The organism is Pseudomonas sp. YL2, assembly GCF_023063025.1.
Classification (GTDB): domain Bacteria; phylum Pseudomonadota; class Gammaproteobacteria; order Pseudomonadales; family Pseudomonadaceae; genus Aquipseudomonas; species Aquipseudomonas putida_A.
In genome coordinates, this window is sequence record NZ_JAJSLU010000006.1 from 151,896 (window position 1) to 177,403 (window position 25,508).

21 protein-coding genes are annotated in these 25,508 nt (G+C 58.0%); 11 read left to right on the top strand and 10 right to left on the bottom strand.

The features are described from left to right. Positions 1 to 46 precede the first annotated feature (46 nt). The 7 genes from LVD08_RS11685 to LVD08_RS11720 form a co-directional block, all read right to left on the bottom strand. A complete protein-coding gene (locus LVD08_RS11685) occupies positions 47 to 2,251 on the bottom strand; it encodes a hypothetical protein (RefSeq protein ID WP_247268197.1) in 2,205 nt (734 codons plus the stop codon). 131 nt (positions 2,252 to 2,382) lie between these two features. Further along, entirely contained in the window at positions 2,383 to 4,566 is a 2,184-nt protein-coding gene (locus tag LVD08_RS11690; RefSeq protein WP_247268198.1) for a hypothetical protein, read from the bottom strand. 19 nt (positions 4,567 to 4,585) lie between these two features. Then, entirely contained in the window at positions 4,586 to 4,987 is a 402-nt protein-coding gene (locus LVD08_RS11695; protein ID WP_247268199.1) for a GtrA family protein, read from the bottom strand. Beyond that, positions 4,984 to 5,940, bottom strand: coding sequence for a WxcM-like domain-containing protein (locus LVD08_RS28045; RefSeq protein WP_274621169.1), 957 nt, complete (start codon positions 5,938 to 5,940; stop codon positions 4,984 to 4,986). The genes LVD08_RS11695 and LVD08_RS28045 overlap by 4 nt, the downstream gene beginning before the upstream one ends. Beyond that, positions 5,933 to 6,877 (bottom strand): glycosyltransferase family 2 protein, encoded by a 945-nt coding sequence (locus LVD08_RS11710; protein WP_247268200.1) that lies wholly within the window; start codon positions 6,875 to 6,877, stop codon positions 5,933 to 5,935. Before LVD08_RS11710 ends, LVD08_RS28045 begins: the two co-directional genes overlap by 8 nt. Next, a complete protein-coding gene (locus LVD08_RS11715) occupies positions 6,874 to 7,971 on the bottom strand; it encodes a DegT/DnrJ/EryC1/StrS family aminotransferase (RefSeq protein ID WP_247268201.1) in 1,098 nt (365 codons plus the stop codon). The genes LVD08_RS11710 and LVD08_RS11715 overlap by 4 nt, the downstream gene beginning before the upstream one ends. A 346-nt stretch (positions 7,972 to 8,317) precedes the next feature. Continuing rightward, positions 8,318 to 8,494 (bottom strand): hypothetical protein, encoded by a 177-nt coding sequence (locus LVD08_RS11720; protein WP_247268258.1) that lies wholly within the window; start codon positions 8,492 to 8,494, stop codon positions 8,318 to 8,320. Positions 8,495 to 8,513: 19 nt separating this feature from the next. Here LVD08_RS11720 and LVD08_RS11725 point away from each other — a divergent pair, with 19 nt between their 5' ends. From LVD08_RS11725 to fabF, 6 genes are all read left to right on the top strand, one after another. Next, on the top strand, positions 8,514 to 9,485 hold the full coding sequence (locus LVD08_RS11725) for a UDP-glucose 4-epimerase family protein (RefSeq protein ID WP_247268257.1): 972 nt from the start codon (positions 8,514 to 8,516) through the stop codon (positions 9,483 to 9,485). Then, positions 9,482 to 10,492 carry an MraY family glycosyltransferase gene (locus LVD08_RS11730; protein ID WP_247268202.1) on the top strand — a complete coding sequence of 337 codons (1,011 nt, stop codon included), beginning with the start codon at positions 9,482 to 9,484 and terminating at the stop codon, positions 10,490 to 10,492. Before LVD08_RS11725 ends, LVD08_RS11730 begins: the two co-directional genes overlap by 4 nt. A gap of 260 nt (positions 10,493 to 10,752) precedes the next feature. Then, the gene (locus LVD08_RS11735) at positions 10,753 to 12,615 is read left to right on the top strand and encodes a polysaccharide biosynthesis protein (RefSeq protein ID WP_431061453.1); all 1,863 of its coding nucleotides are present in this window, start codon (positions 10,753 to 10,755) and stop codon (positions 12,613 to 12,615) included. Between the two features lie 110 nt (positions 12,616 to 12,725). After that, positions 12,726 to 13,061, top strand: coding sequence for a ComEA family DNA-binding protein (locus LVD08_RS11740; protein ID WP_247268204.1), 336 nt, complete (start codon positions 12,726 to 12,728; stop codon positions 13,059 to 13,061). 212 nt (positions 13,062 to 13,273) lie between these two features. Continuing rightward, on the top strand, positions 13,274 to 14,071 hold the full coding sequence (locus LVD08_RS11745) for an SDR family NAD(P)-dependent oxidoreductase (protein WP_247268205.1): 798 nt from the start codon (positions 13,274 to 13,276) through the stop codon (positions 14,069 to 14,071). Between the two features lie 17 nt (positions 14,072 to 14,088). Beyond that, positions 14,089 to 15,363: a beta-ketoacyl-ACP synthase II gene (fabF, locus tag LVD08_RS11750; protein WP_247268206.1), complete on the top strand. Its 1,275-nt coding sequence runs from the start codon at positions 14,089 to 14,091 to the stop codon at positions 15,361 to 15,363. On the opposite strand, the gene LVD08_RS11755 is transcribed toward fabF, so the two are convergent. The 3 genes from LVD08_RS11755 to eat all read right to left on the bottom strand — a co-directional run bounded on the left by LVD08_RS11755 (position 15,360) and on the right by eat (position 17,736). Then, a complete protein-coding gene (locus LVD08_RS11755; protein WP_247268207.1) occupies positions 15,360 to 15,917 on the bottom strand; it encodes a TetR/AcrR family transcriptional regulator in 558 nt (185 codons plus the stop codon). The two genes, fabF and LVD08_RS11755, sit on opposite strands and share 4 nt — an antisense overlap. 159 nt (positions 15,918 to 16,076) lie before the next feature. Beyond that, a complete protein-coding gene (locus LVD08_RS11760) occupies positions 16,077 to 16,244 on the bottom strand; it encodes a DUF2897 family protein (RefSeq protein WP_003226857.1) in 168 nt (55 codons plus the stop codon). Positions 16,245 to 16,371: 127 nt separating this feature from the next. Continuing rightward, the gene (gene eat, locus LVD08_RS11765; protein ID WP_007963671.1) at positions 16,372 to 17,736 is read right to left on the bottom strand and encodes an ethanolamine permease; all 1,365 of its coding nucleotides are present in this window, start codon (positions 17,734 to 17,736) and stop codon (positions 16,372 to 16,374) included. A gap of 408 nt (positions 17,737 to 18,144) precedes the next feature. Between eat and kdpF the strand changes: the two genes are divergently transcribed. The 5 genes from kdpF (at position 18,145) to LVD08_RS11790 (ending at position 25,470) form a co-directional block, all read left to right on the top strand. Further along, complete coding sequence (gene kdpF / locus LVD08_RS11770) at positions 18,145 to 18,234, top strand: K(+)-transporting ATPase subunit F (protein WP_007963673.1); 90 nt, start codon at positions 18,145 to 18,147, stop codon at positions 18,232 to 18,234. 8 nt (positions 18,235 to 18,242) lie between these two features. Then, entirely contained in the window at positions 18,243 to 19,937 is a 1,695-nt protein-coding gene (gene kdpA / locus LVD08_RS11775; RefSeq protein ID WP_027612451.1) for a potassium-transporting ATPase subunit KdpA, read from the top strand. 10 nt (positions 19,938 to 19,947) lie between these two features. Then, positions 19,948 to 22,011, top strand: a complete 2,064-nt coding sequence (kdpB, locus tag LVD08_RS11780; RefSeq protein ID WP_049827884.1) for a potassium-transporting ATPase subunit KdpB — start codon at positions 19,948 to 19,950, stop codon at positions 22,009 to 22,011. A 131-nt stretch (positions 22,012 to 22,142) separates the two neighbouring features. Then, entirely contained in the window at positions 22,143 to 22,688 is a 546-nt protein-coding gene (gene kdpC, locus LVD08_RS11785) for a potassium-transporting ATPase subunit KdpC (protein ID WP_097088328.1), read from the top strand. 130 nt (positions 22,689 to 22,818) lie between these two features. Beyond that, positions 22,819 to 25,470: a sensor histidine kinase gene (locus LVD08_RS11790; protein ID WP_247268208.1), complete on the top strand. Its 2,652-nt coding sequence runs from the start codon at positions 22,819 to 22,821 to the stop codon at positions 25,468 to 25,470. The last annotated feature ends 38 nt before the right edge of the window (positions 25,471 to 25,508 follow it).

Sequence of the window (25,508 nt, forward strand, 5' to 3'; positions counted from 1 at the left end):
TCACAGGACATACTTCCATGCCCAGTGAGCCGGTGTCTCGCGGGGTTTACTGTTGCCTCTTTATATGAATGCCTTCGAGTCGGGCAGACAGTCCAAAGTAGGTATCGTTGGTCGGCGAGTCGAACTCCAGGTTGTTTCCGCCGTTTTTTAGTACGCCATCATCGATCTGTGCTTCGAATTCTCCGTTTTCACTCCATTGGATAGGTAAGATCTTGCCATTGAGTTTGATGACCATATTGCTTTGAGCGTTCGGTTCCGCGAATAGAGTAAACCGGCCTTTGAGTTCGTAAACCACGTTGCTTCCAGGTTTGAATTCGAAAGCAAGGTTGGCGTGCTTATCAATTTTCCAGGCCGATGGATGGTGATAAAAACTGCCTATATCCCACTCGGCTTCTCGCCAGCCAGTACCGTGAGTAGGCAGCTCCATGCTCCACCATTTGCCAAATGTCCAGTCGAATTTATCGTTCACAACAGCGTCTTCAAAGCGAACGAAGCGTGTCTGTGAGTTGCGTGCACTTTCAATGGCATCTCGACGCTCCACTACAACGCCTTGACTCTTTGGCATTGTACGACCGCTCTGAGTGTCTTCGCTCTCTTTGCCAATCTCCACTGTGACTATTGAGGTTTTGGGGATTATAAGACTTGCGGGTTGCTCCGATGCAGGAAAGCCCGGCCCGCTGACCGGGGTCGGGTATTCGAACGTCCAGTTCTCAGCATTCTCTACGCACCGACCTTTACGACCCAGCGAATCCGAGTGCTGCCAATACTTGCTGGGCATATGGCAAACCTGGATGTCTGATATCGGTTTGTTATACAAGAAGGACAAAGAACCGGTCAGGCCTTCATTGATGAACATCCATATGTAGTTCAGCTGATTCCCATGGTCGAGAATCAACAGGGTCTTGTTCTCGATATTGCCATCAAATTTTTCGGTGATCTCGTTGAGTACCGTCGCCTGCTTGCGAGAGATTTCAATGTAGTGGTGGAATTGATAAAGCTGGAATGAAACTCCGATAATGAAAAAGAAGCCAAAAACTATATTGGTTATCGGTTTGGAGAAGCGGTATCCGGTACTGATGAATGCCAATAGCAGAAGTGCTGCGCCAGGTGTTGCAAATAAAAATGTTCTTTGACTAATCAAGAGGTGACTAGGGGAAATCAGAAATGGAAAGTATCCAAAGAGAATGAGTGTCAAGCCTGCAATGGCGAGCCTGCAATTAAAGAACGTGCTCTGCTTGAGGTCGGCTTTTTTTGGTTTGCTGTCAAGTCTAAGTATTGCCGCAATAATCAAAAAGAAAATAATGCTTGCGGCGATTACATATCCGTAGCTGGAGAATTCCTGTTTGGTAATTCGCATGGCATCGAACCAGCCGCCAAGGGTGCTGCGCAACAGTCCGATGCTAAAGAGTTTTGTGTAGGTGATTTTCAGAGATGCCAGCAGATTAGGCCCGACAACACTTGTTTGATAGCTGCTCACAAGTGGTGCGGTGTGGAGGGCATAAGCGACGTAAATAATGGTTCCGGCAACCCAGATTGCGTGCTCCAGCAGTTTCTGTTTGATTTGAATCAGTGCCGATAGCATGCCGTCACGGATAAACAAGAACAGTGCTGGGATGCAGGCGAGCAGCAGTGAGGCCTCATACATGAAACAGGCAGAGGAGAGTAGAGCGCTCGCGACTATGCTTAGCATAAGCGCATGGGACTTTCGGTTAAGTGACAGTGCATGCAGGAAAACAGCACTGCCCAATAGCGTGATGCTAAGCGCCCAGTTGATATGCAGGCTTCTGAAGGAGAGCTGCATGGTGTCCGCTGGATAAATGATGACCAGTGCACATGCAATAATTCCTAGTTTTGAACTGCTCGTCAGTTTCTCGATGATGTAGCTAACGGAAGAACCCTTTATCAGCAATGCAAGAATTAATAGAACATGCCAAAAAAAGAACGAGTTGTTGTCAAGCCAGAAAGCGACGGCCTGTGGAAGGATCGTCAACGGTCTTAATGCGTGTAAAGGCAGTGGGCTGGAGGTATCGGAGATGAAGAATATCCCGTGTTTGACGAAAAGTCCTAAAATTCCCCATTCTTCGATCAGCCCGGTCAGGGCGAAACCAAACGGCAGCCAAAGTATGAAGATGATAGCGGTTGCGGGAACAATATGTGCGAGCCAGCGCTTTACCGCCACAGGAGTGGCATCTGGCTCTAAACTTTCGTCCGGAAGAGTGTTGGATGGGGGGGTGGATGACCTGATGCTCATTTATCTTTCCATGGCTTTGTAAATTCTGCTGCCTGATAGGCTTCTGGCCTGACGGGCGACGTGCGATATTTGTCATTTTGCAAGCTGGATCAGTCGCAGTATGACGTGTGTATAACGTTACTATCGCGCTTTCATCTGATTTGCCTGGTGATGTTTACCCAGTCCAGTTCGGCGGCAACGCCGCCATTACTGGCGTCCACATCTGAAATGAATTCGATGGAGTTTCGACCTGACTTGAGTGTGTCGGCCGGCACGTTTCCACTGAATCTGCTTTCCTGAATCCACCGTAGCGGAATATGGATCCCGTTGACTTTTACCTGCATCTTGTCGCGGATCTGTTTATTGGCGAAGTTTTTGAAAAATCCATTGATCTCATAAGGGGCAGATGCAGGTATCAAATCGAAAACCAGAGATGACTGCGGTGCGTTTTTCCACGCCGAAGCTGTATGAACAAAGCGCCTTGTTTGCCATTGCGTGTTCCTCCAGCCAGACCCGGCGGTTGGCGGAGTCATGCTCCACCACCTGCCAAAGTCCCAGTAATACTCATCAGGGGGCGGTTGGCGGAAATGGATGAATTGAAACCAAGGGCGCGATTCAGTAATGCCTCGCAGTCGGGCACCTGCCGGAGATGACTCGGATTCCAGCTCCTTGCGCCATGCATCCAATTCGACATTGGCAGCACGCGTTTCGCCCCTTCCAACTTCGACAGTCACAACGTCCGCATTGGAAAGTTTCTTGCTCGGTGGTGGAGGAGTGTCGAACGGGACAGGATAGTCGAGGGTCCACCCTTCTCCGGTTTTCTCGCATTTACCTTTGCGCTGTAACGGGTCGGTTTGTTGCCACTCGTGGCTAGGCATGTAACACACTTCAATGGTGTCCACCGGCTTTTCGTATATATGGAAAAGGATGGCGCTCAGGTCTGGGTTCAAAAACATCCAGTCATGATTGAGTTGATTGAAGTAGTCAAGGATCAGCAGCGTTTTACCGACTGCATTTCCGTCAAAGTTATGGGCGATGTCTTTGAGAATCGACTGTTGCCTTTTGGAAATTTCAATGTAGTGCTGGAACTGAAACAGCTGTGCTGATAGTCCAGTGAAAATCAACAATGCAGACAGCGCCGTTGTGGCTTTTTTCGAATATTGGTAAACGCTCAGAAGCAGCGCGATAAATATCATCGTTGCTCCGGGAGCTGCATATAGAAAAGTTCTCTGGCTGACCGCCATGTGCGCAGGATTGAAAATGAACGGCAGATAGCCCAGGCAAATCAGGACGAGCCCGATTGCGATCATGCGCATAGGTAACGTCCAGCGTGAGTTCGAACCTGCACCGACCCTGAGTGGCGCTTTTGATTTCCAGGCGACAAATGCGATCAACGCGAGCAGTAGCGCGGTAGTGACGGTTACATAGAAATAACTGTCGATTTCAGAGCCGGTAATTCTGAATGCATCGATCCAGCCGCCAAAAATGCTTCGTTTTATACCCAAACTGAACAGTTTTGGGAAAAACATTTTTACAGAGGCAAGTGCACTATCGCCCACCACCGCGCTTTGATAACTGTGTACCAGCGGTAGCGTGTGTATTACATAGGCGATATACGCGGCCGGGCCGATCGCCCAGATCAGGTGTTGACAGTAGAATCGCTTGATATGCGCGGCAACACCTTTTACGCCGACTTGTATGAAGACCACAAATGCTGGAATAGCCGCCAGCAGTAACGATACTTCGTACATTGCACAGCTGGTAGCGAGTATCAGGCTTGCAAAGGCGCTGAGGATTAAGGACCTGACTCTGATTCTTTCGTCGATTGCCCGTATCTGCAGAACGCTGGCCAACAAGACAAGGCTGAGGGCCCAGTTGATGTGGATGGATCTGAACGACAGTTGCATGGTGTCAGCGGGGAAAACGATGATCAGCACGCTCGCCAGCATTCCCCATCTGATTGCGCCTGTGATACGGGTGGTGATGACACTGACAGCCCATCCCTTGATCACCAGAGCAATGATCAGTAAGACATGCCAATAGTTGAATGAGTTGGGGTCAAGGCTGTATGCAATTGCATGAGGAAGAATAGTGAGCGGTCGAAGGGCATGCGCCGGCATTGCACTGGCAGCATCTGTTAAAAAAAACACTCCGACTCTGCTGAATAATCCAATAACTCCCCATTCTTCGAGCAATCCGGTCAAGACGAAGCCAAACGGAAGCCAGATGAAAAATACGGTAAGCAGTGCTGGGCCCAGATGGGCGAGCCAGATCAGTTTTTTTTCATGAAGTGTTGCTGGCGACAAAGTTGGCGCCTGATTAAAAATTGCTGCCATGAGGTGCCCGTTGATCCTGTTATGATTTTGTTTTATGTGTGACCTTCAGGACAAATTTATTTAATAGATAGCTGCATGGCAGCAGAAGCAAAATCACTAGTATCGGAGCGATCGCTTTGTGTAACTGAAGGTGTTCGACCAAGAGGCTGAGGATTAAAGCGCCGAGCAGATACTGCAGCAGGTAAATGCTCGGATAGATCGCCATGCCAATCCATGACTGCTGAACCTTGAAGACAACTTTTGAGTTGAAGAAATAGGCAAAAACAATCCCGGCCGCATAGGCGATCGCATAAGCAGCCTGGTAGGCGATCCAATAACTCAGCATCAAGTACAGGCAGTAGGTCAGGCCGGTATTGAGCCCACCGCCGATCAGAAACTGAATCCAGCGACGAACCTGAGTATTGTCTTTAAGTGCTATCACAATGGTGATTTTTTCGAGGTGAGTTTGACGAAGTCCGAATAGTCTCGAATGTAGTCGTCAGCTTCGTAATAATCGGAAGTGAATACCAACAGCACAGCGTCTTCAGAGTATTTGTACTGGATACCCCAGGTCAGAGGCGGAAGGTAAATACCTTTATTTGGCGCATCCAGAGTGACTTCTGCCCGATTGGTACCATCATCGACCACCACCGCACAGCTGCCTTTTACACAAATCAGGAACTGGTGGCATTTGTGATGGGCATGCTCACCACGAGTCTTCTGGCTTGGAACGTTGAATACCAGGAAGTAGCGTTTTGGTGTGAAGGGGATTTCCTTGTGGAACTCGCCGACCGACAAGTCGCCACGCATGTCGGCGATGTATTTGAAACGGTGGGTGGTGACATCGCCCACGCCGATTCGAACCACCGCGTCCGCCTGCTCGTCGGGCTTCGCCGCGGGGCTTTTGGCGGCATCGCTGAAGGCGGAGTTTTCGACGTAGCCGGTGATCCGGGCAGGGGAGCCTGTGACGATGGCATAAGGTGGTACGGATTTGGTGACCACGGCGCCGGCGCCGACCATCGCACCCGTGCCGATGGTGATGCCTGGCAGGATGACTGCGCCGCCGCCGATGGAGGCGCCGTCCTGGATCACCGTCTGCGAAAACGACTCCGGATAGACCTTCGAGCGTGGGAACTTGTCGTTGGTGAACGTGGCGTTCGGGCCGATGAATACATCGGAGCCGATCCGCAGGCCGTCCCAGACATAAACCCCGGATTTGATGGTCGTACGATCGCCGATCACTACGTCGTTTTCGATCAGCGAGTGTGAGCAGACATTGACGTCTTCACCAATCACCGCATCCTGGAAGACCACCACGTACTGCCAGATGCGCGTGTTCTTGCCGATGTTCTTGCTTTTGACATCGGCGCTGGCGTGGATGAACGGCTCACTCATTTGGGATTTCCTTGTTGTCGAGTTTCATGCAGACAATGGCCAGCGGTCGCTGCTTGCTGTTTTCGTAGGCCCGCCAGGCATAAGTGCCCACGAGGCCGACCCCGAGCAGATTCAATGTCCCCAGCAGCAGCACCACCAGCATGGTTGCGGCGTAACCCGGTACCTCAATGGCTCCCGACAGTCGCGCGATGATGACCATTACGCCAATGAACAGAGAGATGAGCGAGCCCATCGCGCCCATTCGGGTCAGCAGTCTGATCGGGTAGTCGGTGAAGGCGAACACACTGTCCATCATGTATTCGAGCTTTTTCTTGAAGGTCCATGCCGATTTGCCTTCGAGGCGGGTCTGACGCTCGTACTCGATGAACTTGCGACGGAAGCCCAGCCAGAAGATCAGTGCGATGAGCGACGAGCGGGACTCGTTCAGCTGTAGCAGTTGTTCACGGAACGCCTTGTTGCAACCGAAAATATCCACGCCGCCCTTGGGCATGTCATGCACGACCAGTCGGCGATACAGACCCCAGAAGATCGAGGAGGCCATGCGGCTGGAAAGCGGATCCTGACGGGCATTGCGGGTGCCGATGGCGACGTCGCATTCGTCATTGGAAAGCGATTTGAAGAAGCTGATCAAAAGCTCTGGCGGCTCCTGAAGGTCTGCTGCCATCACGCCGAAATACTCGCCCCTGGCAGCCATCAGGCCGGTGCGAATAGCTGGGAACGAGCCGAAATTGCGCGAATGCGCCAACAATTGCGCGGAAAAGCGCATGGTGCTCAGTGCATTCTTGAGCAGGGCAAACGAATCGTCGGGACTGCCGTCCACCACAAACACCACCTCGAGCTGATTCTCGAGGGCGTCGTTCATGTCTGTCAGGGCCTGGATCAGCCGGGGTATCGAGTCAGCGTTCTTGTAGACCGGGACGATAACGGAATATCTCATGCCACCCATCCGTTGACGGCGGTGATCACAGTGCTGACTTCTTCGTCGGTCATTTCCGGGTAGCAAGGCAGGGTCAGGATCAGCGAGGCCAGTTGTTCGGTGTTGGCCAGGCTGTAGTCGGCGAACTGCTCGCCAAAGACTGGTTGCTTGTAGTCCGGGATCGGGTAGTGAACGTCGGACGCAATCTGTGCTTCGCGCAAGTGCACTTGCAGCGCATCGCGCTTCGCCGACTTGATCACGTAGAGGTGGGCGACCGAGGCGGTGCCTTGATCTTCAGCGTGATTCACATCCGCGTGGCGGATTTCGTTTCTGTAGCGCGCGGCGATTTCGCGACGGCGTACGTTGCTCTCGTCGAGGTGCGGTAGAAACTCGGACAGGATCGCGGCCTGCATTTCATCCAGGCGACTGTTGCGGGCGCCGTCCAGCTCGACGCAGTATTTCGAGGACCATCCGTATTGGCGCAGTTGCGCTACGCGCTGGGCAATGGCATCGGAGTTGGTCACAACGGCACCGCCGTCACCCAGCGCACCAAGGTTTTTGGTCGGGTAGAAACTGAAGCTCGCCGCGTCACCGAAAGTGCCGACACGTTGCCCGTTACGCTCGGCGCCATGGGCCTGAGCGCAATCCTCGAGCAACGGGATCTGGCGAGCACTGCAGTATTCGGCGATGGCCTTGATCTGTGGGGCTGCCAGACCATACAAGTGTGTGACGACTACGGCTTTGGCGCCGGCTTCAATCGCCTGCTTGACCCCCTCGAGGGTTACCACGTGAGTCTGCAGATCGACGTCCATGAAAATCGGTGTAGCGCCGATGGCCAGTACCGAAGTGGTGGTGTACATCCCGGCATTGGCCACGGTTGCGACCTGATCGCCTTTGCCGACGCCCAGCGCTTTGAGGGCCAGCTCGATGGCATCGGTGCCGTTGGCAACCGTGATGCAATGACCGGCATTCAAATATTGAGCAAAGCCTGTTTCAAAGCGTTTGACTTCCGGCCCCAAAATTACCCAGCCGCTGGCAATCACGCGTTGCACCGAAGAACTGATTTGCGATTGAAATTTTTCTATCTTCGCTGCAAGGTTATTGATCTGCTGCATGGGGCTCTCCATTTCGAAGCAAAAGACGTGCGATATCTGTTTTTTGGCGGGGTTCGCCGAAAGATTTATAGGGCGAGCACGCAGGTGACCAATGAGGATATGCGCTCGTACCACTTTCCGGAAGGATTCTATCCGCACCCTGAGCCCGCTCCAACCTGCGAAGCGCATTTAGACGATTTGTTTGTCTTGAGGACGTGAAAGCTCTTTCGAGGCAGGAAGTGGAGGCTCAATGATTTTCAGCTGGCGAGCTGTATTGGGTAGTGAATCGCAAAATCTCGAAATGAGTGGGCGTTTCAACTTCAAGTAACTCGATGTCGTGTGCTTCAAGTCATTGTTCAGCGTTAGTTCAGGCGGTTTTCAACAAGATCCGAAAGTGGGCATCTTCGCGAAAGTGGTCAACCGTTCTCCGATTCAATAAACTGCCGCCCAAAGCTGTTCCCCGGATGCTCTCTGTCTCTTCATCGAGGGGATGGTTGATTGCCATTTCACGAAGATTGCGCGCGTTCTCTTCGCCGTCATTCATGTTTCCTCAAGGGTCGCCCATGAGCTCCAAGACATTTCTGGTAACCGGAGGCAGCGGTTTTGTGGGGCGAGCATTGATCGAACGTTTGTCGAAATTGCCAGAGTGCGCGGTCATCGCTCCGGTGCGGGGCGCTGTGATGTCGTTTCCATCCGGGGTGTGCTCGATTCCGTGCGCGGGGCTCGAACCGCCGCAGGACTGGAGTGCGGCGCTAAAGGATGTCGATTGTGTCATTCACGCGGCAGCACGCGTTCATGTCATGAACGAGGCTGCAGCCGATCCGCTGGCAGTATTTCGCCTGGTCAACGTCGATGGCACCTTGAATCTGGCGCGTCAGGCTGCTGCTGCCGGCGTCAAACGGTTCATTTTCATCAGCTCGATCAAGGTCAACGGTGAGGTCACGGCGCCGGGTCATCCGTTCACGGCAGACGATAAGCCCGCCCCGGTCGATCCCTATGGCGTCTCCAAGCTTGAAGCCGAACAGGCCTTGCGGGCATTGGCTGCAACCACAGGTATGGAACTGGTAATCATCCGGCCGGTGCTGGTGTACGGCCCGGGAGTGAAAGCCAATTTTCTCAGCATGATGCGCTGGTTGTATCGCGGCGTGCCGTTACCGTTCGGTGCTCTGGATAATCGGCGTAGCCTGGTCGCGATTGACAATCTGGTCGACTTGATCGTGACATGCGCCGAGCACCCTGGCGCGGCCAACCAGACTTTTCTGGCCAGTGATGGTGAAGATCTATCGACGACTCAACTGTTGCGCAAGCTGGCCGCTGCCTTGGGGTGTCCAGCGCGGCTGCTGCCGGTACCGGTTGGCTTGATGGATGGCGTAGCCACGCTGATGGGGCGTCGGGCACTGGCGCAGCGGATTTTTGCTTCCCTGCAGGTTGATATCAGCAAAAACCGGCAGCTGTTGAACTGGACCCCACCGGTTGCCTTTGACAGCGCCCTCAGTCTGACGGCGCAGCACTTCCTGGATACTCGTCAATCATGAATTTCGGATGGATCATACCGGTCATTGCGCTGCTGTCCTTTGGCTTCACGTGGCTTCTGCGACATTACGCGTTGTCGCGCAGCCTGCTGGATATTCCCAACGCCCGCAGTTCACACTCGGTCCCGACCCCGCGCGGAGGTGGAGTCGCGATTGTTCTGACCTTTATGCTTGCGCTGGCTTTCCTGCTATGGCGGGACCTCATTGTTCCGACTCAGTTCTGGGCAATTGCCGGGGCGGGCGGCCTGGTCGCGGTTATCGGTTTCATGGATGACCATGGGCATATCGCTGCCCGCTGGCGTCTGCTGGGTCATTTTACGGCCGCCACCTGGTTGCTTTGCTGGATGGGAGGCTTGCCATCGATCACGATTTTCGGATGGCAGGCCGATCTCGGTGTGCCGGGGCATCTGCTTGCCGTGGTTTATCTGGTGTGGCTGTTGAACCTCTACAACTTCATGGACGGCATCGACGGTATCGCCAGTGTCGAAGCCATCAGTGTCTGTCTCGGCGCATGTCTGCTCGCTTGGCTCGAAGGTTCGTTGCAGTTGATCTGGGCGCCCCTGCTATTGGCCGTATGTGTCGCCGGCTTTCTATTCTGGAACTTCCCGCCCGCGAAAATTTTCATGGGCGATGCTGGCAGCGGATTCCTGGGGATTGTCCTGGGAGGCCTTTCGTTGCAGGCCGCAGCGGTTTCGGCCGATTTTTTATGGGGGTGGCTGATTCTGTTTGGTGTATTCATTGTCGATGCGACGTACACCTTGCTACGCCGGCTGCTGCGTGGTGACAAAGTGTATGAAGCCCATCGCAGTCATGCCTATCAGTTTGCCTCTCGTCGGTTCGGCCGTCATTTGCCGGTAACTATTGCCGTTGCGGCAATCAATATGTTCTGGCTGTTGCCAATTGCTGTTGCGGTGGCGCGTTTTGGATTGGACGGCTGCCTGGGCCTGATTGTGGCCTATGCTCCTCTGCTGGTGCTGGCAATCGGGTTTGGAGCCGGTAAGCGCGAATAGAGGGTTGATGAAAATCCCGGTAACGGCTTTGACATTGTCATTTGGGTTTAAACTAGACGAGATGTGCTACTGGCCTGCCTGGGCGATGCGTCAGTTGAAAGGAGGGGGCTGAGGTGTTTGAAGAGTCATTGAACAAAGTCAGAGAGCGGTTGCTGGGATTGCCCCGGCGGCGCAAGCGTCTGATACAAGTGATAACAGACGTTGTTCTGGTCTGGGCCGCGCTCTGGTTGGCATTCATTGTCCGGCTGGGGATAGACGACATGTACAATCCCTTCAAAGTGCATCTCTGGTTGTTTGCCTTCGCTCCTATTGTTGCCATTCCTCTGTTTATCCGCTTCGGCATGTACCGGGCGGTCATGCGCTACTTCGGTAATGACGCGTTGGTCGCGATCATCAAGGCTGTCAGTCTTTCTTCGTTGATTCTGGCTGTTGTCGTCTACTGGTACAGCAATCACGAGGTCGTTGTTCCACGTTCGATCATTTTCAACTACTGGTGGCTGAGTCTGGTCATCATCGGCGGATTGCGACTGTGCATGCGTCAGTACTTCATGGGCGACTGGTTTACTGCGTCTCTGCACGTACCTTTCACGAGCCGTGACAACGGCTTGACAAAAGTCGCCATCTACGGCGCCGGCGTTGCCGGCAATCAATTGGTGGCAGCACTTCGCATGGGCAAGGTCATGCGCCCCGTGGCGTTCGTCGACGATGATCCGAGCATTGCCGACCGCTCGATTTCCGGCCTGCATGTCTACAAGCCCAAGCACATTCAGGAGATGATCGATGTCACGGGAGCTCAGGAAATCCTCCTCGCGCTTCCGTCGTCTACCCGGGCGCGCCGCCGAGAGATCCTCAACCTGCTGGAAGGGTTTCCGCTTCACGTAAGAAGCGTGCCGAACTTCACCGATCTGGCGAGCGGCCGGGTCAAGGTCGAGGATATCCAGGAGGTTGATATTGCCGACCTGCTAGGGCGTGATTCGGTACCTGCGCAGCCGGATCTGCTCGAACGCTGTATCAAGGGCAAGACGGTGATGGTGACGGGGGCTGGAGGTTCGATCGGTTCGGAGTTGTGTCGCCAGATCTTCGCATTGGGGCCGACCACGCTACTGCTGTTCGACCACAGTGAGTTCAATCTGTACAGCATTCTCTCAGAGCTGGAACGACGCGGCTGCCGGGAGTCCGTATCCGTGCACTTGCTGCCAATTCTCGGTTCGATCCGCCACCCACACAAACTGCTCGATGTCATGAGGACCTGGCGGGTCGAAACCGTCTATCATGCCGCCGCCTACAAACATGTGCCGATGGTCGAGCACAACATCGCCGAAGGTGTGCTGAACAATGTGATCGGCACGCTCAATACGGCTCAGGCTGCGTTGCAGTCCGGGGTGTCCGACTTCGTGTTGATTTCGACTGACAAGGCTGTGCGTCCAACCAACATCATGGGTAGCACCAAGCGCCTTGCCGAGTTGACGCTTCAGGCCTTGAGTCGTGAGATAGCTCCGGTGTTGTTTGGCGACAAGTCCAATGTCTCCCGGGTCAACAAGACCCGTTTCACCATGGTTCGTTTCGGCAATGTGCTGGGGTCTTCCGGCTCTGTCATTCCACTGTTTCACAGCCAGATCAAGTCGGGTGGCCCACTGACGGTCACCCACCCGAAAATCACCCGCTACTTCATGACGATCCCGGAAGCCGCTCAACTGGTGATTCAGGCGGGGTCCATGGGGCAGGGCGGCGACGTGTTTGTGCTGGATATGGGCGAGCCGGTTAAAATCGTTGAACTTGCCGAGAAAATGATACATCTGTCCGGTTTGAGCATTCGTTCCGAACGCAACCCTCAGGGCGATATCTCCATAGAGTTCACGGGGTTGCGTCCCGGTGAAAAGCTCTATGAGGAGCTGTTGATTGGCGACAACGTTGCCGCGACACCGCATCCGATGATCATGACCGCCAGTGAAGATCATTTGCCTTGGGATGTCTTGAAAGCACGCTTGAGTGAACTGCTCGCCGCTGTGGACGCGGATGATTACTCTCGAGTCCGCCAGCTTCTGCGTGAAACGGTTAGCGGTTACACCCCCGACGGCGAAATCGTCGACTGGATCCATCAGCAACGCCGTCTCGAACCCTGATTGTTTCACATCCTGTAACGGACGCGTTTTTGACAGGCTCCCATCATGGCCTAAGTTTGGAGAGCAGCTTCGGAAAAGCTGCTTTCTCAATTGATGATGGAGCGTCACTTATGCGTACCGGATATTTCCACTCCCTGATTTTTGCCTTGCTCACCAGCGCCTCGATTGCCGCCATTGCTGCGCCTCTCGCTTCTTCCGAAGTGAACAAGCCGCCCGTGGTGATGGACGCGTCAACGACTTCTGAAAATCAAAAGGTCGATCTGAACGGCGCCGATGCCGTGACGCTGCAAAAGCAATTGTCCGGAGTCGGCGAGGCGAAAGCCAAAGCGATTGTTGCGTATCGTGATGCTAATGGGCCATTTGCCTCGGTGGATGAACTGCTTGAAGTGAAGGGCATCGGCAAGGCGATCCTGGATCGCAACCGCGACAAGCTGGAAGTGAACTAAGCTGATTATTCAACGCCAAGGGGCCGGTCATTGACCGGCCTTTCTGCTTTCTGGTGGCAGCGATGCAACAGGGGGAGCGGCGTCGCGTTTGTCGGTGAGCTGAAAATTATGGGTATCATATTGTCTTTGGATTATGCCTATAATAATTTCCGTCACCTCCAGGCCAATGAGCGTTGGAGGCCTATCTCCCAATATGTTTCAGGAGCGCTCTCATGAGTTCAGTCCAGTCTCAAGGTACCGCTGTCGTCACTGGCGCATCGTCCGGTATCGGTGCCATCTACGCGCAGCGGCTGGCAGCGCGTGGTTTTGATTTGCTGTTGGTGGCACGTGATCAACAGCGTCTGGAAACCGCTGCGAAGCAGTTGCGCGAGACCTGTGGTGGTGAGGTCGAAGTGCTCAAGGCCGACCTGACGCAAAAGGACGATGTCCTCAAACTCCAGCAACGCCTGCGCAGTGATTCGAGCATCAGCCTGTTGGTGAATAACGCAGGGGTCGCAGCCGATGGTTTGCTGGCCAATTCCGACGCCGAGCAACTGGAGCGTCTGATCCAATTGAACGTCACCGCGGTGACGTTGCTGGCCTCGGCAGCCGCCGCCAGTTTCGCCAAGGCCGGACGCGGCACGATCATCAACATCGCCTCGGTGGTGGCGCTTTTTCCTGAACGCTTCAACGCGACCTACAGCGCCAGTAAAGCCTACGTGTTGAGCCTGACCCAGTCGCTCAACGCCGAGCTCGAAGGCACTGGCGTGAAGGTGCAAGCGGTGCTGCCCGGGGTTACCCGCACTGAAATCTGGGAACGCTCGGGCATCGACGCCAGTGGCATACCGGCGGAGATGGTGATGGAAGCCGGCGAGATGGTCGACGCGGCGCTGGCCGGCCTGGATCAGGGCGAGTTGATTACCATCCCGTCGCTGCCTGACGCGGGTGAATGGCAGGCCTTTGTGCGTGCACGACATGTCATGGCACCGAATCTGTCGCGCAGTTCGGCGGCTGAACGCTACAAAAATTGATCAGAGGTAACTGCGGTATGAGTCAGCGTCGAATTGTTGTCACCGGTATGGGCCTGGTTTCGCCTTTGGGCAGTGATCTCGAGATTGTCTGGCAGCGCTTGCTCGCCGGGCGCTCGGGCTTGCGCAATTTGCCGGACGCGGTGAGCGCGGATCTGCCGACCCGGGTCGCCGGGATGGTGCCAACGGCGGCGGAGGACGTCGAGGCCGGTTTCGATCCGGACCTTGCCACGCCACCCAAGGAACAGAAGAAGATGGATCGCTTCATCCTGTTCGCCATGGAAGCGGCGCGCCAGGCGTTGGCGCAAGCCGGATGGCAGCCGTCCGAGGCCAAGGATCAGGAGCGCACCGCGACGATCATCGGCTCCGGTGTTGGCGGGTTCGGTGCAATAGCCGACGCCGTACGCACCACGGACAGTCGTGGCCCGCGTCGTCTGTCGCCGTTCACCATCCCATCGTTTCTGGTCAATCTGGCGGCCGGACATGTGTCGATCCAGCACGCTTTGAAGGGCCCGCTCGGCGCACCGGTGACCGCTTGTGCGGCCGGGGTCCAGGCAATCGGCGATGCTGCGCGGATGATTCGTGCCGGTGAAGCGGATATCGCGGTTTGCGGTGGCGCGGAAGCCTGCATCGATCGGGTCAGCCTGGCCGGTTTTGCCGCGGCGCGAGCGTTGTCCAGCGGTTACAACGACACCCCCGAACGTGCCTCACGACCCTTTGATAGTGGTCGCGATGGTTTCGTAATGGGTGAGGGCGCCGGTCTGCTGGTGATCGAATCGTTGGAGCATGCACTGGCCCGTGGCGCGCAGCCTTTGGCTGAGCTGGTCGGTTACGGCACCACTGCCGACGCCTATCACCTCACCGCCGGGCCGGAGGACGGCAGCGGTGCACGGCGGGCGATGCAGTTGGCGCTGGCTCAGGCGGGTGTTGCGCCAGATCAGGTGCAGCATCTCAATGCACACGCGACCTCGACGCCGGTGGGCGATCTTGGTGAGTTGGCAGCGATCAAGGCGCTGTTCGGTACGGAGAATAAAATCGCCGTGACGTCGACCAAATCCGCCACCGGGCATTTGCTCGGCGCTGCCGGCGGGTTGGAAGCGATCTTCACCTTGTTGGCCATCCGCGATCAGGTCGTCCCGCCGACGCTCAACTTCGACAATCCCGATCCGGCGAGTGCGGGTGTAGATATCGTTCACGGTCAGGCGCGGTCTGTGCCGATCGAGTATGCCCTGTCCAACGGTTTCGGTTTTGGCGGAGTGAATGCCAGTGTGCTGTTCAAGCGCTGGCAGGCTTAGTCCTGCGATTGCTTGAGGTGATCACGCGTGACGTCGAGGATGCGTTGGGCAAACTCGACGTCAGCGACACTGCGTGACAGCAAGAGCGCGCCGACCAGCGTCGACATGATGACAATGGCCCGATCGGCGCCATTGTCGCCCTCAAGGGTGCCTTCGATTTGACTCAGCCGGGCATTGAGTACTGCATCACTGGTCGGGCTCGGCTGGCCGCGCAGACCCAGCTCTGAGGAAATGGTCAGCAGCGGGCAGCCTTCGTGCGGGGAGGTCTGATGCCATTCGGACAGGTAGGTGTCGATAAACGCTTGCAGCGGCTGTTCCTTGGCAAAGATCTCGGCGCACAGGCCATCGACTTGATTGCTTGCCTCCTGCAAGGCTTTCTCGACCAGTTCGTCCTTGGATTTGAAGTGCGAGTAAAAGCCGCCGTGGGTCAGCCCTAGCGCTTTCATCAGCGGTTGCAGGCCGGTGGCACCGATGCCGTCTCTGCGAAATCGCGCCGAGGCTTCCTTGATGATCCGTTGATGGGTTTGAGCTTTATGATCTTGCGAGTAACGCATGTGGAACTCTCCGCAACAAGACCACCATCTTAACCAAGGTAAATGACATGGTGACTGTACTTCTACTTCTTAAAAGCGCGCCGCTGAGTCCAATACGATCCTTGGAGTTAATACTCCGCACAAAAAACAAACCCCGCCGATTCAGGCGGGGTTCTTCGTTCAGCGATCCTGCGCGTCTTTGATGTCCGCTTCGGCGTTGCGCTGTGCAACGCGTTTGCGTTCTTCATCGGTCAGTTCAACCTTGTTGGCGGTGTCGCGCAGCATCATCAATCCGCCAACGATCGAGCCGATTGCAACGACCAGAATCAACCAGGCATACCAGGGCATAACGGCTCTCCTTAATGGCAGCTCGGCGGGCGAGGGTTTCGCCAGCGACGCTGCATACCACTTTGAGCGAAGTGAGTTCGCAGTGGTTCCATTCTAGGCCGGTTAAGCCCGGTGTACCCGAAATCCCTCAGCGGCCGGTCAGCATCGCATCGGCCGGAGCGTCAGCGCGCAGTTGCCCGGTGAGCAGGAAGTAGCCGAAACCGACCGCCATGAAGCCAAGGAAAATCAGCCCGATCAGTGCATTGAACCAGGCCATGGCGATCAGACACACCACCGCCAGCACCAGTGCGATCAGCGGAATCAGCGGATAACAAGGCGCACGGAAAGTCCGCTCGAGATTGGGTTCGGATTTACGCAATTTGAACAGGCTGAGCATGCTCATGATGTACATCACGATCGCGCCGAACACGGCCATGGTGATCATCGCGGCGGTGAGTGTCATGCCGCCGAGGTTGATCAGGCCGTCGCTGTAGATCGCGGCGATGCCGATGATGCCGCCGGCGATGATCGCGCGGTGCGGGGTCTGGAAGCGCGAGAGTTTCGCCAGCGACGCCGGCAGGTAACCGGCGCGGGCGAGGGCGAAGAACTGCCGCGAGTAGCCGAGGATGATCCCGTGGAAACTCGCCACCAGACCGAACAGACCGATCCACACCAGCATGTGCAACCAGCCGGAGTTGTCGCCGACCACGGTCTTCATCGCCTGCGGCAGCGGGTCGTTGATGTTCGCCAGGGTGCGCCAGTCACCGACGCCGCCCGCGAAGAACATCACGCCCATCGCCAGCAACACCAGGGTCAGGATCCCGCTGATGTAGGCCTTGGGGATCGTGCGCTTCGGATCCTTGGCTTCTTCGGCAGCCATCGCCGCGCCTTCGATGGCGAGGAAAAACCAGATCGCAAATGGAATCGCGGCGAACATCCCGGCAATCGCTGGCGGCCCGAACACATCGGAACCGGCCCAGCCATTCAGGGCAAAGCTACTGAAGCTGAACGCTGGCGCGACCACGCCCATGAACACCAGCAATTCGATCACCGCCAGCACGCAGACGATCAGTTCGAACGTCGCGGCCAGTTTCACCCCGAGGATGTTCAAGGTCATGAACACGATATAGGCGCCGACTGCCGCATGTTTCGGGTCAAGCGCCGGAAATTGCACGTTCAGATAGGCGCCGATCGCCAGCGCAATCGCCGGAGGTGCGAAGACGAATTCGATCAGCGTGGCCAGCCCGGCGATCAGCCCGCCTTTCTCACCGAACGCACGACGGCTGTAAGCGAACGGCCCGCCGGCATGGGGAATCGCCGTGGTCAGTTCAGTGAAGCTGAAGATGAAACAGGTGTACATCGTGGCGACCATGAACGAGGTCACCAGAAAACCCAGCGTGCCAGCCACGCCCCAGCCGTAACTCCAGCCGAAGTACTCGCCGGAAATCACCAGCCCGACGGCGATGCCCCACAGGTGCAAGGTGCCCAGCGTGGGTTTGAGTTGTGTGTTCATGCGCTTGCTCCCGGAACGGTTTGGAAAGCTCGGGGGAGGGCGTGTGCAGTGGGCGTGCCATTGCTGTAAGTCAGGTCGTAAAGCGCTGAAAGCTGTCGTATCGGGGATGTTCGCGGCTGGATGAGCATTTTTTGTGCGCCAGTTGGGTGCGATGCTGGCAGTTATGCCGTCTTCGCGAGCAAGCCCGCTCCCACATTGGATCTGTGGCGTTCACAAATCCCCTGTGGGAGCGAGCTTGCTCGCGAAGAGGCCCGCCAACACGACGCAAAACCCACCTGTAACGAACGCATAAACCCACTCTTTACGCTTTCTTTATGCGCCGCTGCACCCCTCGGTCTCGTTCCTTTACAGCCTCCTTTCCGACAATGCCTCCACACGCGGCAATACGCCGTAACACGGAGATCTTCCATGAGCGTTCTGGACGGGGTGTCCCTGCTGTTGGCAGCCGGGCTGTTCATTTATCTGTTGGTTGCGCTGTTGCGCGCGGACCGGAACTAGGAGCGGCTATGCACAGTTATGACTATTGGCTGATCCTCGCGTTTTTTGCGGTGGTCTTGCTGCCGGCGCCGTTCCTCGGGCGCTTTTACTACAAGGTGATGGAAGGTCAGCGCACCTGGCTGACGCCGATTCTCGGCCCGGTCGAGCGCGGTTGCTATCGGATTGCCGGGGTTGATCCGCAGGCTGAGCAGAGCTGGCAGAAGTACACGCTGGCCTTGCTCGCGTTCAACCTCGCCGGTTTCCTGCTGCTGTTCGCGATCCTGTTGTTCCAGGATCACCTGCCGCTGAACCCGCAAAACCTGCCGGGCCAGGAATGGACTCAGGCGTTCAACACCGCGGTCAGTTTCATGACCAACACCAACTGGCAGTCCTACAGCGGTGAAGCGACCCTCAGCTACCTGAGTCAGATGGTCGGCCTTACCGTGCAGAACTTCGTCAGTGCCGCCACCGGTCTCGCCGTGCTGGTTGCGTTGTGCCGTGGCATCGGTCGCAAGTCAACCAAGACTCTGGGCAACTTCTGGGTCGACATGACCCGCGCCACCCTCTATGGCCTGCTGCCGCTGTGCCTGCTGCTGGCGCTGTACCTGGTGTGGCAGGGCGTACCGCAGACCTTCGCGCAATACGTCAATGCCGTCACCATGCAGGGTGTCGATCAAGTGATCCCGCTCGGCCCGGCGGCCAGCCAGATTGCGATCAAGCAACTGGGTACCAACGGCGGTGGCTTCTTCGGTGTGAACTCGGCGCATCCGTTTGAGAACCCGACCGCGTGGAGCAACCTGTTCGAACTCGCGTCGATCATCCTGATTCCGGTAGCGCTGGTGTTCACCTTCGGTCATTACGTGAAAGACCAGCGTCAGAGCCGCGCGATCATCGCCTGCATGCTGGCGCTGTTCCTGATCGGCGGCGCGACTTCGCTGTGGGCCGAATATCAGCCCAACCCGGCGCTGAACAATGTTGCTGTCGAACAGACCGCGCCGCTGGAAGGCAAGGAAGCACGCTTCGGTACAACTGCCACCGTGTTGTGGTCAGTGACCACGACTGCGGCGTCTAACGGCTCGGTCAACGGCATGCACGACAGCCTCAACCCGCTCAGCGGCATGGTGGCGCTGGTCAACATGATGGTCGGCGAAGTGATCTTCGGCGGCGTCGGCGCCGGGCTCTACGGCATGTTGCTCAACGTGCTGATCGCGGTGTTCCTCGCCGGCCTGATGATCGGCCGTACACCGGAATACCTCGGCAAGAAACTGCAGGCGCGGGAAGTGCAATTGCTGGTGGTGACCTTGCTGGTGATGCCGGTGGGCGTGCTGGTACTCGGCGCCATCGCGGCGGCTCTGCCTGGCCCGGCGGCGACCATCAGCAACCCCGGCCCGCACGGTTTCAGCCAGTTGCTCTATGCCTACACCTCGGCCAGCGCGAACAACGGTTCGGCGTTCGGTGGCCTGAGCGCCAACACGCCGTTCCACAACCTGATGCTCGGTCTGGGCATGTTGATCGGTCGCTTCGGTTACATCCTGCCGGTACTGGCCCTGGCCGGCAGCCTGGCGATGAAGAAAACCGCACCGATAGGCCAGAACAGCTTCCCGACCCACGGCCCGCTGTTCGTGACCCTGTTGACCGTGACCATTTTGCTGGTGGGCGGCCTGACCTTCCTGCCGACCCTGGCGCTCGGTCCGATTGCTGAACACTTGAGCATGGGCTTCTAAGGAATCGATCATGAATATGCATGTTCCTGCAAAACCTGCGGTGCCGACCCAGTCGGCAGAAGCACCGAAAACCGCGATCTCAGCCCTGTGGCGTCCGGCGCTGGTGCAAGCCTTCGTCAAGCTCGACCCGCGCCAACTGGTGCGTTCGCCGGTGATGCTGGTGGTCGAACTGACGGCGATTTTCACCACCGTGCTGTGCTTCATCCCGGACAACGTCGTGCCGACTTTCGTCGCCGCGCAGATTGCTCTGTGGCTGTGGTTCACGGTGCTGTTCGCCAACTTCGCCGAGGCCTTGGCCGAAGGTCGCGGCAAGGCCCGCGCCGACAGCCTCAAGGCCGGCAGCGAAGGCCTCAGCGCGCGGCGCAAACTGGCCAATGGCAGCTTTCAGGTGGTACCCGCCGCCAGCCTGCGCAAAGGCGACGTGGTGCGCGTCGAAGCGGGGGAGATGATCCCCGGTGACGGCGAAGTCATCGAAGGCATTGCGGCGGTCAACGAAGCGGCGATCACCGGTGAATCGGCGCCAGTGATTCGCGAGTCCGGCGGCGATCGCTCCGCGGTTACCGGCAACACGCGTCTGGTGTCCGACTGGCTGCTGGTGAAGATCACCGCCAACCCCGGTGAATCGACCCTCGACCGTATGATCGCGCTGGTCGAAGGCGCCAAACGCCAGAAGACCCCGAACGAAGTCGCGCTGGATATCCTGCTGATCGGCCTGACCCTGATCTTCCTGCTGGTGGTGGTGACCCTGCAGCCGTTCGCCCATTTCGCCAACGGCAACCTGCCGCTGGTGTTTCTGGTGGCGCTGCTGGTCACGCTGATTCCGACCACCATCGGTGGCCTGTTGTCCGCCATCGGTATTGCCGGGATGGATCGACTGGTACGCCTGAACGTGATCGCCAAGTCCGGGCGCGCCGTGGAGGCGGCCGGTGACGTGCACGTGTTGCTGCTGGACAAGACCGGCACCATCACCTTCGGTAACCGCCGTTGCAGCGCGGTGTATGCGGCGCCGGGCGTGAGTGGTCGCGAGTTGGCCGAAGGCGCGTTGTTTGCCTCGCTGGCGGACGAAACCGCCGAAGGCAAATCCATCGTCGAGTACCTGCGCGGTCTGCATCCGCAAACCGAGCCGGCACTGGATACGTTGACTGCCGTGCCGTTCAGTGCGGAAACCCGCTTGTCCGGTGTCGACTATCAGGGCCGCGTGTATCGCAAGGGCGCAGTCGATTCGCTGCTGTCGTTCCTCGGCCAACAACGCTCCGATCTGGCCCCGGCGCTGTCGCGGGAAATCGACAAGATTGCCCAGAGCGGCGGTACGCCGTTGCTGGTCTGCGCCGACGGCAAGCTGCTCGGTGCGATCCATCTCAAGGACGTGGTCAAGCCAGGCATTCGCGAGCGTTTTGCCGAGCTGCGCAAACTGGGGATTCGCACGGTGATGGTCACCGGCGACAACCCGTTGACCGCTGCGGCCATCGCGGCTGAAGCGGGCGTCGATGACGTGCTGGCCGAAGCCACCCCGGAGAAAAAACTGGCGCGCATCCGTCTTGAGCAGAACGACGGTCGTCTGGTCGCCATGTGCGGCGACGGCGCCAACGACGCCCCGGCGCTGGCACAGGCTGACGTCGGCATGGCGATGAACGACGGCACGCAAGCCGCACGCGAAGCCGCAAACATGGTCGACCTCGACAGCGACCCGACCAAGCTGCTGGACGTGGTGCAGATCGGCAAGGAATTGCTGGTGACCCGTGGTGCGCTGACGACGTTTTCCATCGCCAACGACGTGGCCAAATACTTCGCGATTCTGCCGGCGCTGTTCGCCGCGATCTATCCGCAACTGGGCGTGCTGAACATCATGCACTTGACCAGTCCGCAGAGCGCGATCCTCTCGGCGATCGTCTTCAACGCCTTGATCATCGTCGTGCTGATTCCACTGGCATTGCGTGGCGTACGCGTACAGGCAGCGAGTGCCGCGGCACTGCTGCGGCGCAACCTGCTGATCTACGGACTGGGCGGGATTCTGGTGCCGTTCGTGGGGATCAAGGCGATCGACATGCTGCTCACAGCTTTGCATTTGGTGTGATCCATTCGCGAGCAGGCTCGCTCCCACATTTGCAATGCGGCCTCCTGTGGGAGCCAGCCTGCTGGCGATGAAGTCGACTCGGTCCACCTGAATTAACGCGGTATCCGCTTTCTGAATTCGAGGATTTTGCAATGTCCACAATGATACGTCCGGCCCTGAGCCTGCTGGTGCTGATGACCCTGATCACCGGCGTGGCCTATCCACTGGTGGTGACCGGCGTTGCGCAGGTCGCTTTTCCTGAACAGGCCAACGGCAGCCTGGTGCACGATGCCGATGGCAAGGTGCGCGGCTCGTCGTTGATCGCCCAGGATTTCGTCGGTGATGCGTGGTTTCATCCGCGTCCTTCGGCGGGCGCCTTCGCGACCGTTTCCAGCAGCGCCAGCAACCTCGCGCCGAGCAATCCGGCGCTGGCCACTCGGGTAATCGACGACGCCAACAAGTTGCAGGTGCCAGGCCAGGGGCCGGTGCCCTTGGCGCTGCTGACCACCTCCGGCAGCGGACTCGATCCGCACTTGCCACCGGCGGCAATTGCCTATCAACTGGCGCGTGTCGCGCAAGCGCGCAACTTGCCGGTGGCGACCTTGCAGCAACTGCTCGATGCGCACATCGAACAGCCGCTGGTGGGGCCGCCGGTGGTGAATGTGCTGGAGCTGAACATGGCGCTGGAAAAACTCTGAACCGGCGGCGCGGCCATTCGCGAGCAGGCTCGCTCCCACAGGAATACGTGTTCCAAATGTGGGAGCGAGCCTGCTCGCGAAGAGGACCGAAAGAACACCGCATAACTATCTGGAAGAGAGAACATCAAGCATGAGCGACTCCGGCCGCGCCGACGCGCTGTTAGCAGACCTGCCCCGCGACGGCCGTGGCCGGCTGAAGATTTTCCTCGGCGCCGCCCCCGGGGTCGGCAAGACCTACGCGATGCTCCAGGCCGCGCACACGCAATTGCGCCAGGGCGTGAAAATCATCGCCGGTGTCGTCGAAACTCACGGCCGCGCGGAGACCGAAGCGCTGCTCGGCGGTTTGCCGCAGCAGCCGCTGGTACGCTCAGAATACCGTGGCGTGATGCTCGAAGAAATGGACCTCGACGGCCTGCTCGCAGCCCAACCCAAGCTGGTGCTGGTTGATGAGCTGGCGCACACCAACGCCCCCGGCAGTCGTCACGCCAAGCGCTGGCAGGATATTCAGGAACTGCTTGCCGCCGGCATTGACGTCTACACCACGGTCAACGTCCAGCACCTGGAAAGTCTCAACGATCAGGTGCGCGGCATCACCGGTGTGCAGGTGCGCGAAACCCTGCCGGACTGGGTGCTGCAGGAAGCCTACGAACTGCTGCTGATCGACCTGCCGCCGCGTGAATTGCTGGAGCGTCTGCGCGAAGGCAAGGTCTACGTGCCGGAGCAGGCGCGGGCGGCGATCGATGCGTTTTTCACCCAGACCAACCTCACCGCGTTGCGCGAGCTGGCGATGCAAACGGCGGCCGCGCAGGTTGATAACGATCTCGCGCAAGGCTATCGCCAACTCGGTCAGGCGGCTCCGGCGGTGCGCGGGCGTTTGCTGGTCGGCGTCGATGGCGATGCGCATGCCGAACGCCTGGTGCGTCACGCCAGTCGCGTGGCCCAGCGCCGGCATTTGCCGTGGAGTCTGGTGCATGTCGACAACGGCACAGTGCGCGACGAGCAATCGCGCCTGCGCCTGCAAAATGCCCAGCAACTGGCCGAACGCCTCGGCGGCGAAGTGGTGTTGTTACGCGCCGGCGAAGTGGCGAAAACCCTGATTCAGCATGCTGCCGAACGCCGGGCGAGTCTGCTGCTGGTCGGGCAGTCGCGGCCGAGTCTGCGCCGTCGCCTGTTCGGTGGCGGGCTCGCCGCGCGTTTGCTGCGCCAGGCCCACGGCCTGGAAATCAACGTCCTCGACAACGACCATGAACACCCGCAATCGCGCCTGAGAACGACGCCGACGCTGGTCTGGTTCGACTATCTGTTGGCGCTGGTTGCCACGCTGTTGGCCAGTGCCCTGGCGTGGGCGGTATCGAGTATTTTGCCGCTACCGAACATCTCGCTGGTGTTCCTCGCGGCGGTGTTGCTGGTGGCGGTGCGCAGCAGTCTGGGCCCGGCGCTGGCCTGCGCGGCTTTGTCGTTTCTGACCTACGATTTTCTGTTTATTCCGCCGAATTTTTCCTTCGCCATCCAGCGCGAAGAAGATGTTCTGACCTTGCTGTTCTTCCTGCTGATGGCGGCGCTCACCGGCAATCTCGCGGCGCGTCAGCGGCGGCAGTTGCAGGCGTTGCGCGATACGCAGGAAGAGACCACGGAGCTGCTCGACCTGTCGCGCAAACTGACTGCGGCGACGGATCGTCAGGCAGTGATCAGCGCTGCTGCGCAGCACCTCAACGGCTGGAGCGATCTGCAATTGTGCCTGCTCAACCGCGACGGCCAGGGCGGCTGGAAAGTCGAGACCGGCGGGCCACTGGAATTCAGCGAATCGGAACGCGCCGCCGCCGACTGGGCCTGGCAACACGATCAACCGGCCGGCATGGGCACCGGCACGTTGCCGTTCGGTCGCTGGTGGTGGTGGCCGCTGTCGGTGGAGGACGGGCCGCTGGCGCTGCTCGGGGTCTGCGCCAAAGAGGGCCAGACCTTGAGCGGCCAGCGTCGACGCCTGCTCACCGCGTTGAGTCAGCCACTGGCTCAGGCACTGGCGCGGGCGCAACTGGCGGACGATCTGGAAGCCGCGCGCCTGCACGGTGAAACCGAGCAGTTGCGCAGTGCGCTGCTGGCCTCGGTATCGCATGATCTGCGCACACCGCTGACCGCCATGCGCGGCAGCATCGACAGTCTGCTGGCCCTCGGCGAAGCCATTCCACTGGAAGATCGCCGCGAGTTGCTCGAAGGCACCCGCGACGAAGCCGAACGCCTCGATCGCTACATTCAGAACCTGCTGGACATGACCCGTCTCGGCCATGGTGCATTGAAGCTCGCGCGCGACTGGGTAGCGCCGGCGGACATCGTCGGCAGTTCGCTCAATCGCCTGCGTGCGGTGCTCGCGCCGTTGCAGGTCAGCACCGATGTGCCGTCCGAGTTGCCGCTGCTGTTCGTGCATGCGGCGCTGATCGAACAGGCGCTGGTCAATGTGCTGGAAAACGCCGCACGCTTCTCGCCGGTTCACGGTCGTTTGCAATTGAGTGCTGGTGCCAATAACGAAGAGATCTTCTTCACGGTCAGCGACGAAGGCCCGGGGATTCCCGAGGACGAGCGAGCGAAAATTTTCGACATGTTCTACACCGCCGCGCGTGGCGATCGCGGCGGGCAGGGCACCGGTCTGGGTCTGGCGATCTGTCAGGGCATGGTCGGCGCGCATGGCGGCCGGATCAGCGTCGCCGACGGCATCGACGGGCGCGGCACCAGCATCACCCTGCACCTGCCGTTGCAGACGCAACCGGGGATGGACAATGAAGCCTGATCGCGACTGCGCTACTCTCTTGCCAATCTTTTGTGTTG

Excerpts from the sequence above, each read along its gene's own strand:
- LVD08_RS11720 (WP_247268258.1), bottom strand. The coding sequence starts at position 8,494 with ATGAATGACGGCGAAGAGAACGCGCGCAATCTTCGTGAAATGGCAATC.
- LVD08_RS11685 (WP_247268197.1), bottom strand. The coding sequence starts at position 2,251 with ATGAGCATCAGGTCATCCACCCCCCCATCCAACACTCTTCCGGACGAA.
- LVD08_RS11715 (WP_247268201.1), bottom strand. The coding sequence starts at position 7,971 with ATGCAGCAGATCAATAACCTTGCAGCGAAGATAGAAAAATTTCAATCG.
- kdpF (WP_007963673.1), top strand. The coding sequence starts at position 18,145 with ATGAGCGTTCTGGACGGGGTGTCCCTGCTGTTGGCAGCCGGGCTGTTC.
- LVD08_RS11730 (WP_247268202.1), top strand. The coding sequence starts at position 9,482 with ATGAATTTCGGATGGATCATACCGGTCATTGCGCTGCTGTCCTTTGGC.
- LVD08_RS11740 (WP_247268204.1), top strand. The coding sequence starts at position 12,726 with ATGCGTACCGGATATTTCCACTCCCTGATTTTTGCCTTGCTCACCAGC.
- LVD08_RS11735 (WP_431061453.1), top strand. The coding sequence starts at position 10,753 with ATGTACAATCCCTTCAAAGTGCATCTCTGGTTGTTTGCCTTCGCTCCT.
- eat (WP_007963671.1), bottom strand. The coding sequence starts at position 17,736 with ATGAACACACAACTCAAACCCACGCTGGGCACCTTGCACCTGTGGGGC.
- kdpC (WP_097088328.1), top strand. The coding sequence starts at position 22,143 with ATGTCCACAATGATACGTCCGGCCCTGAGCCTGCTGGTGCTGATGACC.
- LVD08_RS28045 (WP_274621169.1), bottom strand. The coding sequence starts at position 5,940 with ATGAGTGAGCCGTTCATCCACGCCAGCGCCGATGTCAAAAGCAAGAAC.
- kdpB (WP_049827884.1), top strand. The coding sequence starts at position 19,948 with ATGAATATGCATGTTCCTGCAAAACCTGCGGTGCCGACCCAGTCGGCA.
- LVD08_RS11710 (WP_247268200.1), bottom strand. The coding sequence starts at position 6,877 with ATGAGATATTCCGTTATCGTCCCGGTCTACAAGAACGCTGACTCGATA.
- kdpA (WP_027612451.1), top strand. The coding sequence starts at position 18,243 with ATGCACAGTTATGACTATTGGCTGATCCTCGCGTTTTTTGCGGTGGTC.
- LVD08_RS11745 (WP_247268205.1), top strand. The coding sequence starts at position 13,274 with ATGAGTTCAGTCCAGTCTCAAGGTACCGCTGTCGTCACTGGCGCATCG.
- LVD08_RS11790 (WP_247268208.1), top strand. The coding sequence starts at position 22,819 with ATGAGCGACTCCGGCCGCGCCGACGCGCTGTTAGCAGACCTGCCCCGC.
- LVD08_RS11725 (WP_247268257.1), top strand. The coding sequence starts at position 8,514 with ATGAGCTCCAAGACATTTCTGGTAACCGGAGGCAGCGGTTTTGTGGGG.
- fabF (WP_247268206.1), top strand. The coding sequence starts at position 14,089 with ATGAGTCAGCGTCGAATTGTTGTCACCGGTATGGGCCTGGTTTCGCCT.
- LVD08_RS11755 (WP_247268207.1), bottom strand. The coding sequence starts at position 15,917 with ATGCGTTACTCGCAAGATCATAAAGCTCAAACCCATCAACGGATCATC.
- LVD08_RS11690 (WP_247268198.1), bottom strand. The coding sequence starts at position 4,566 with ATGGCAGCAATTTTTAATCAGGCGCCAACTTTGTCGCCAGCAACACTT.
- LVD08_RS11760 (WP_003226857.1), bottom strand. The coding sequence starts at position 16,244 with ATGCCCTGGTATGCCTGGTTGATTCTGGTCGTTGCAATCGGCTCGATC.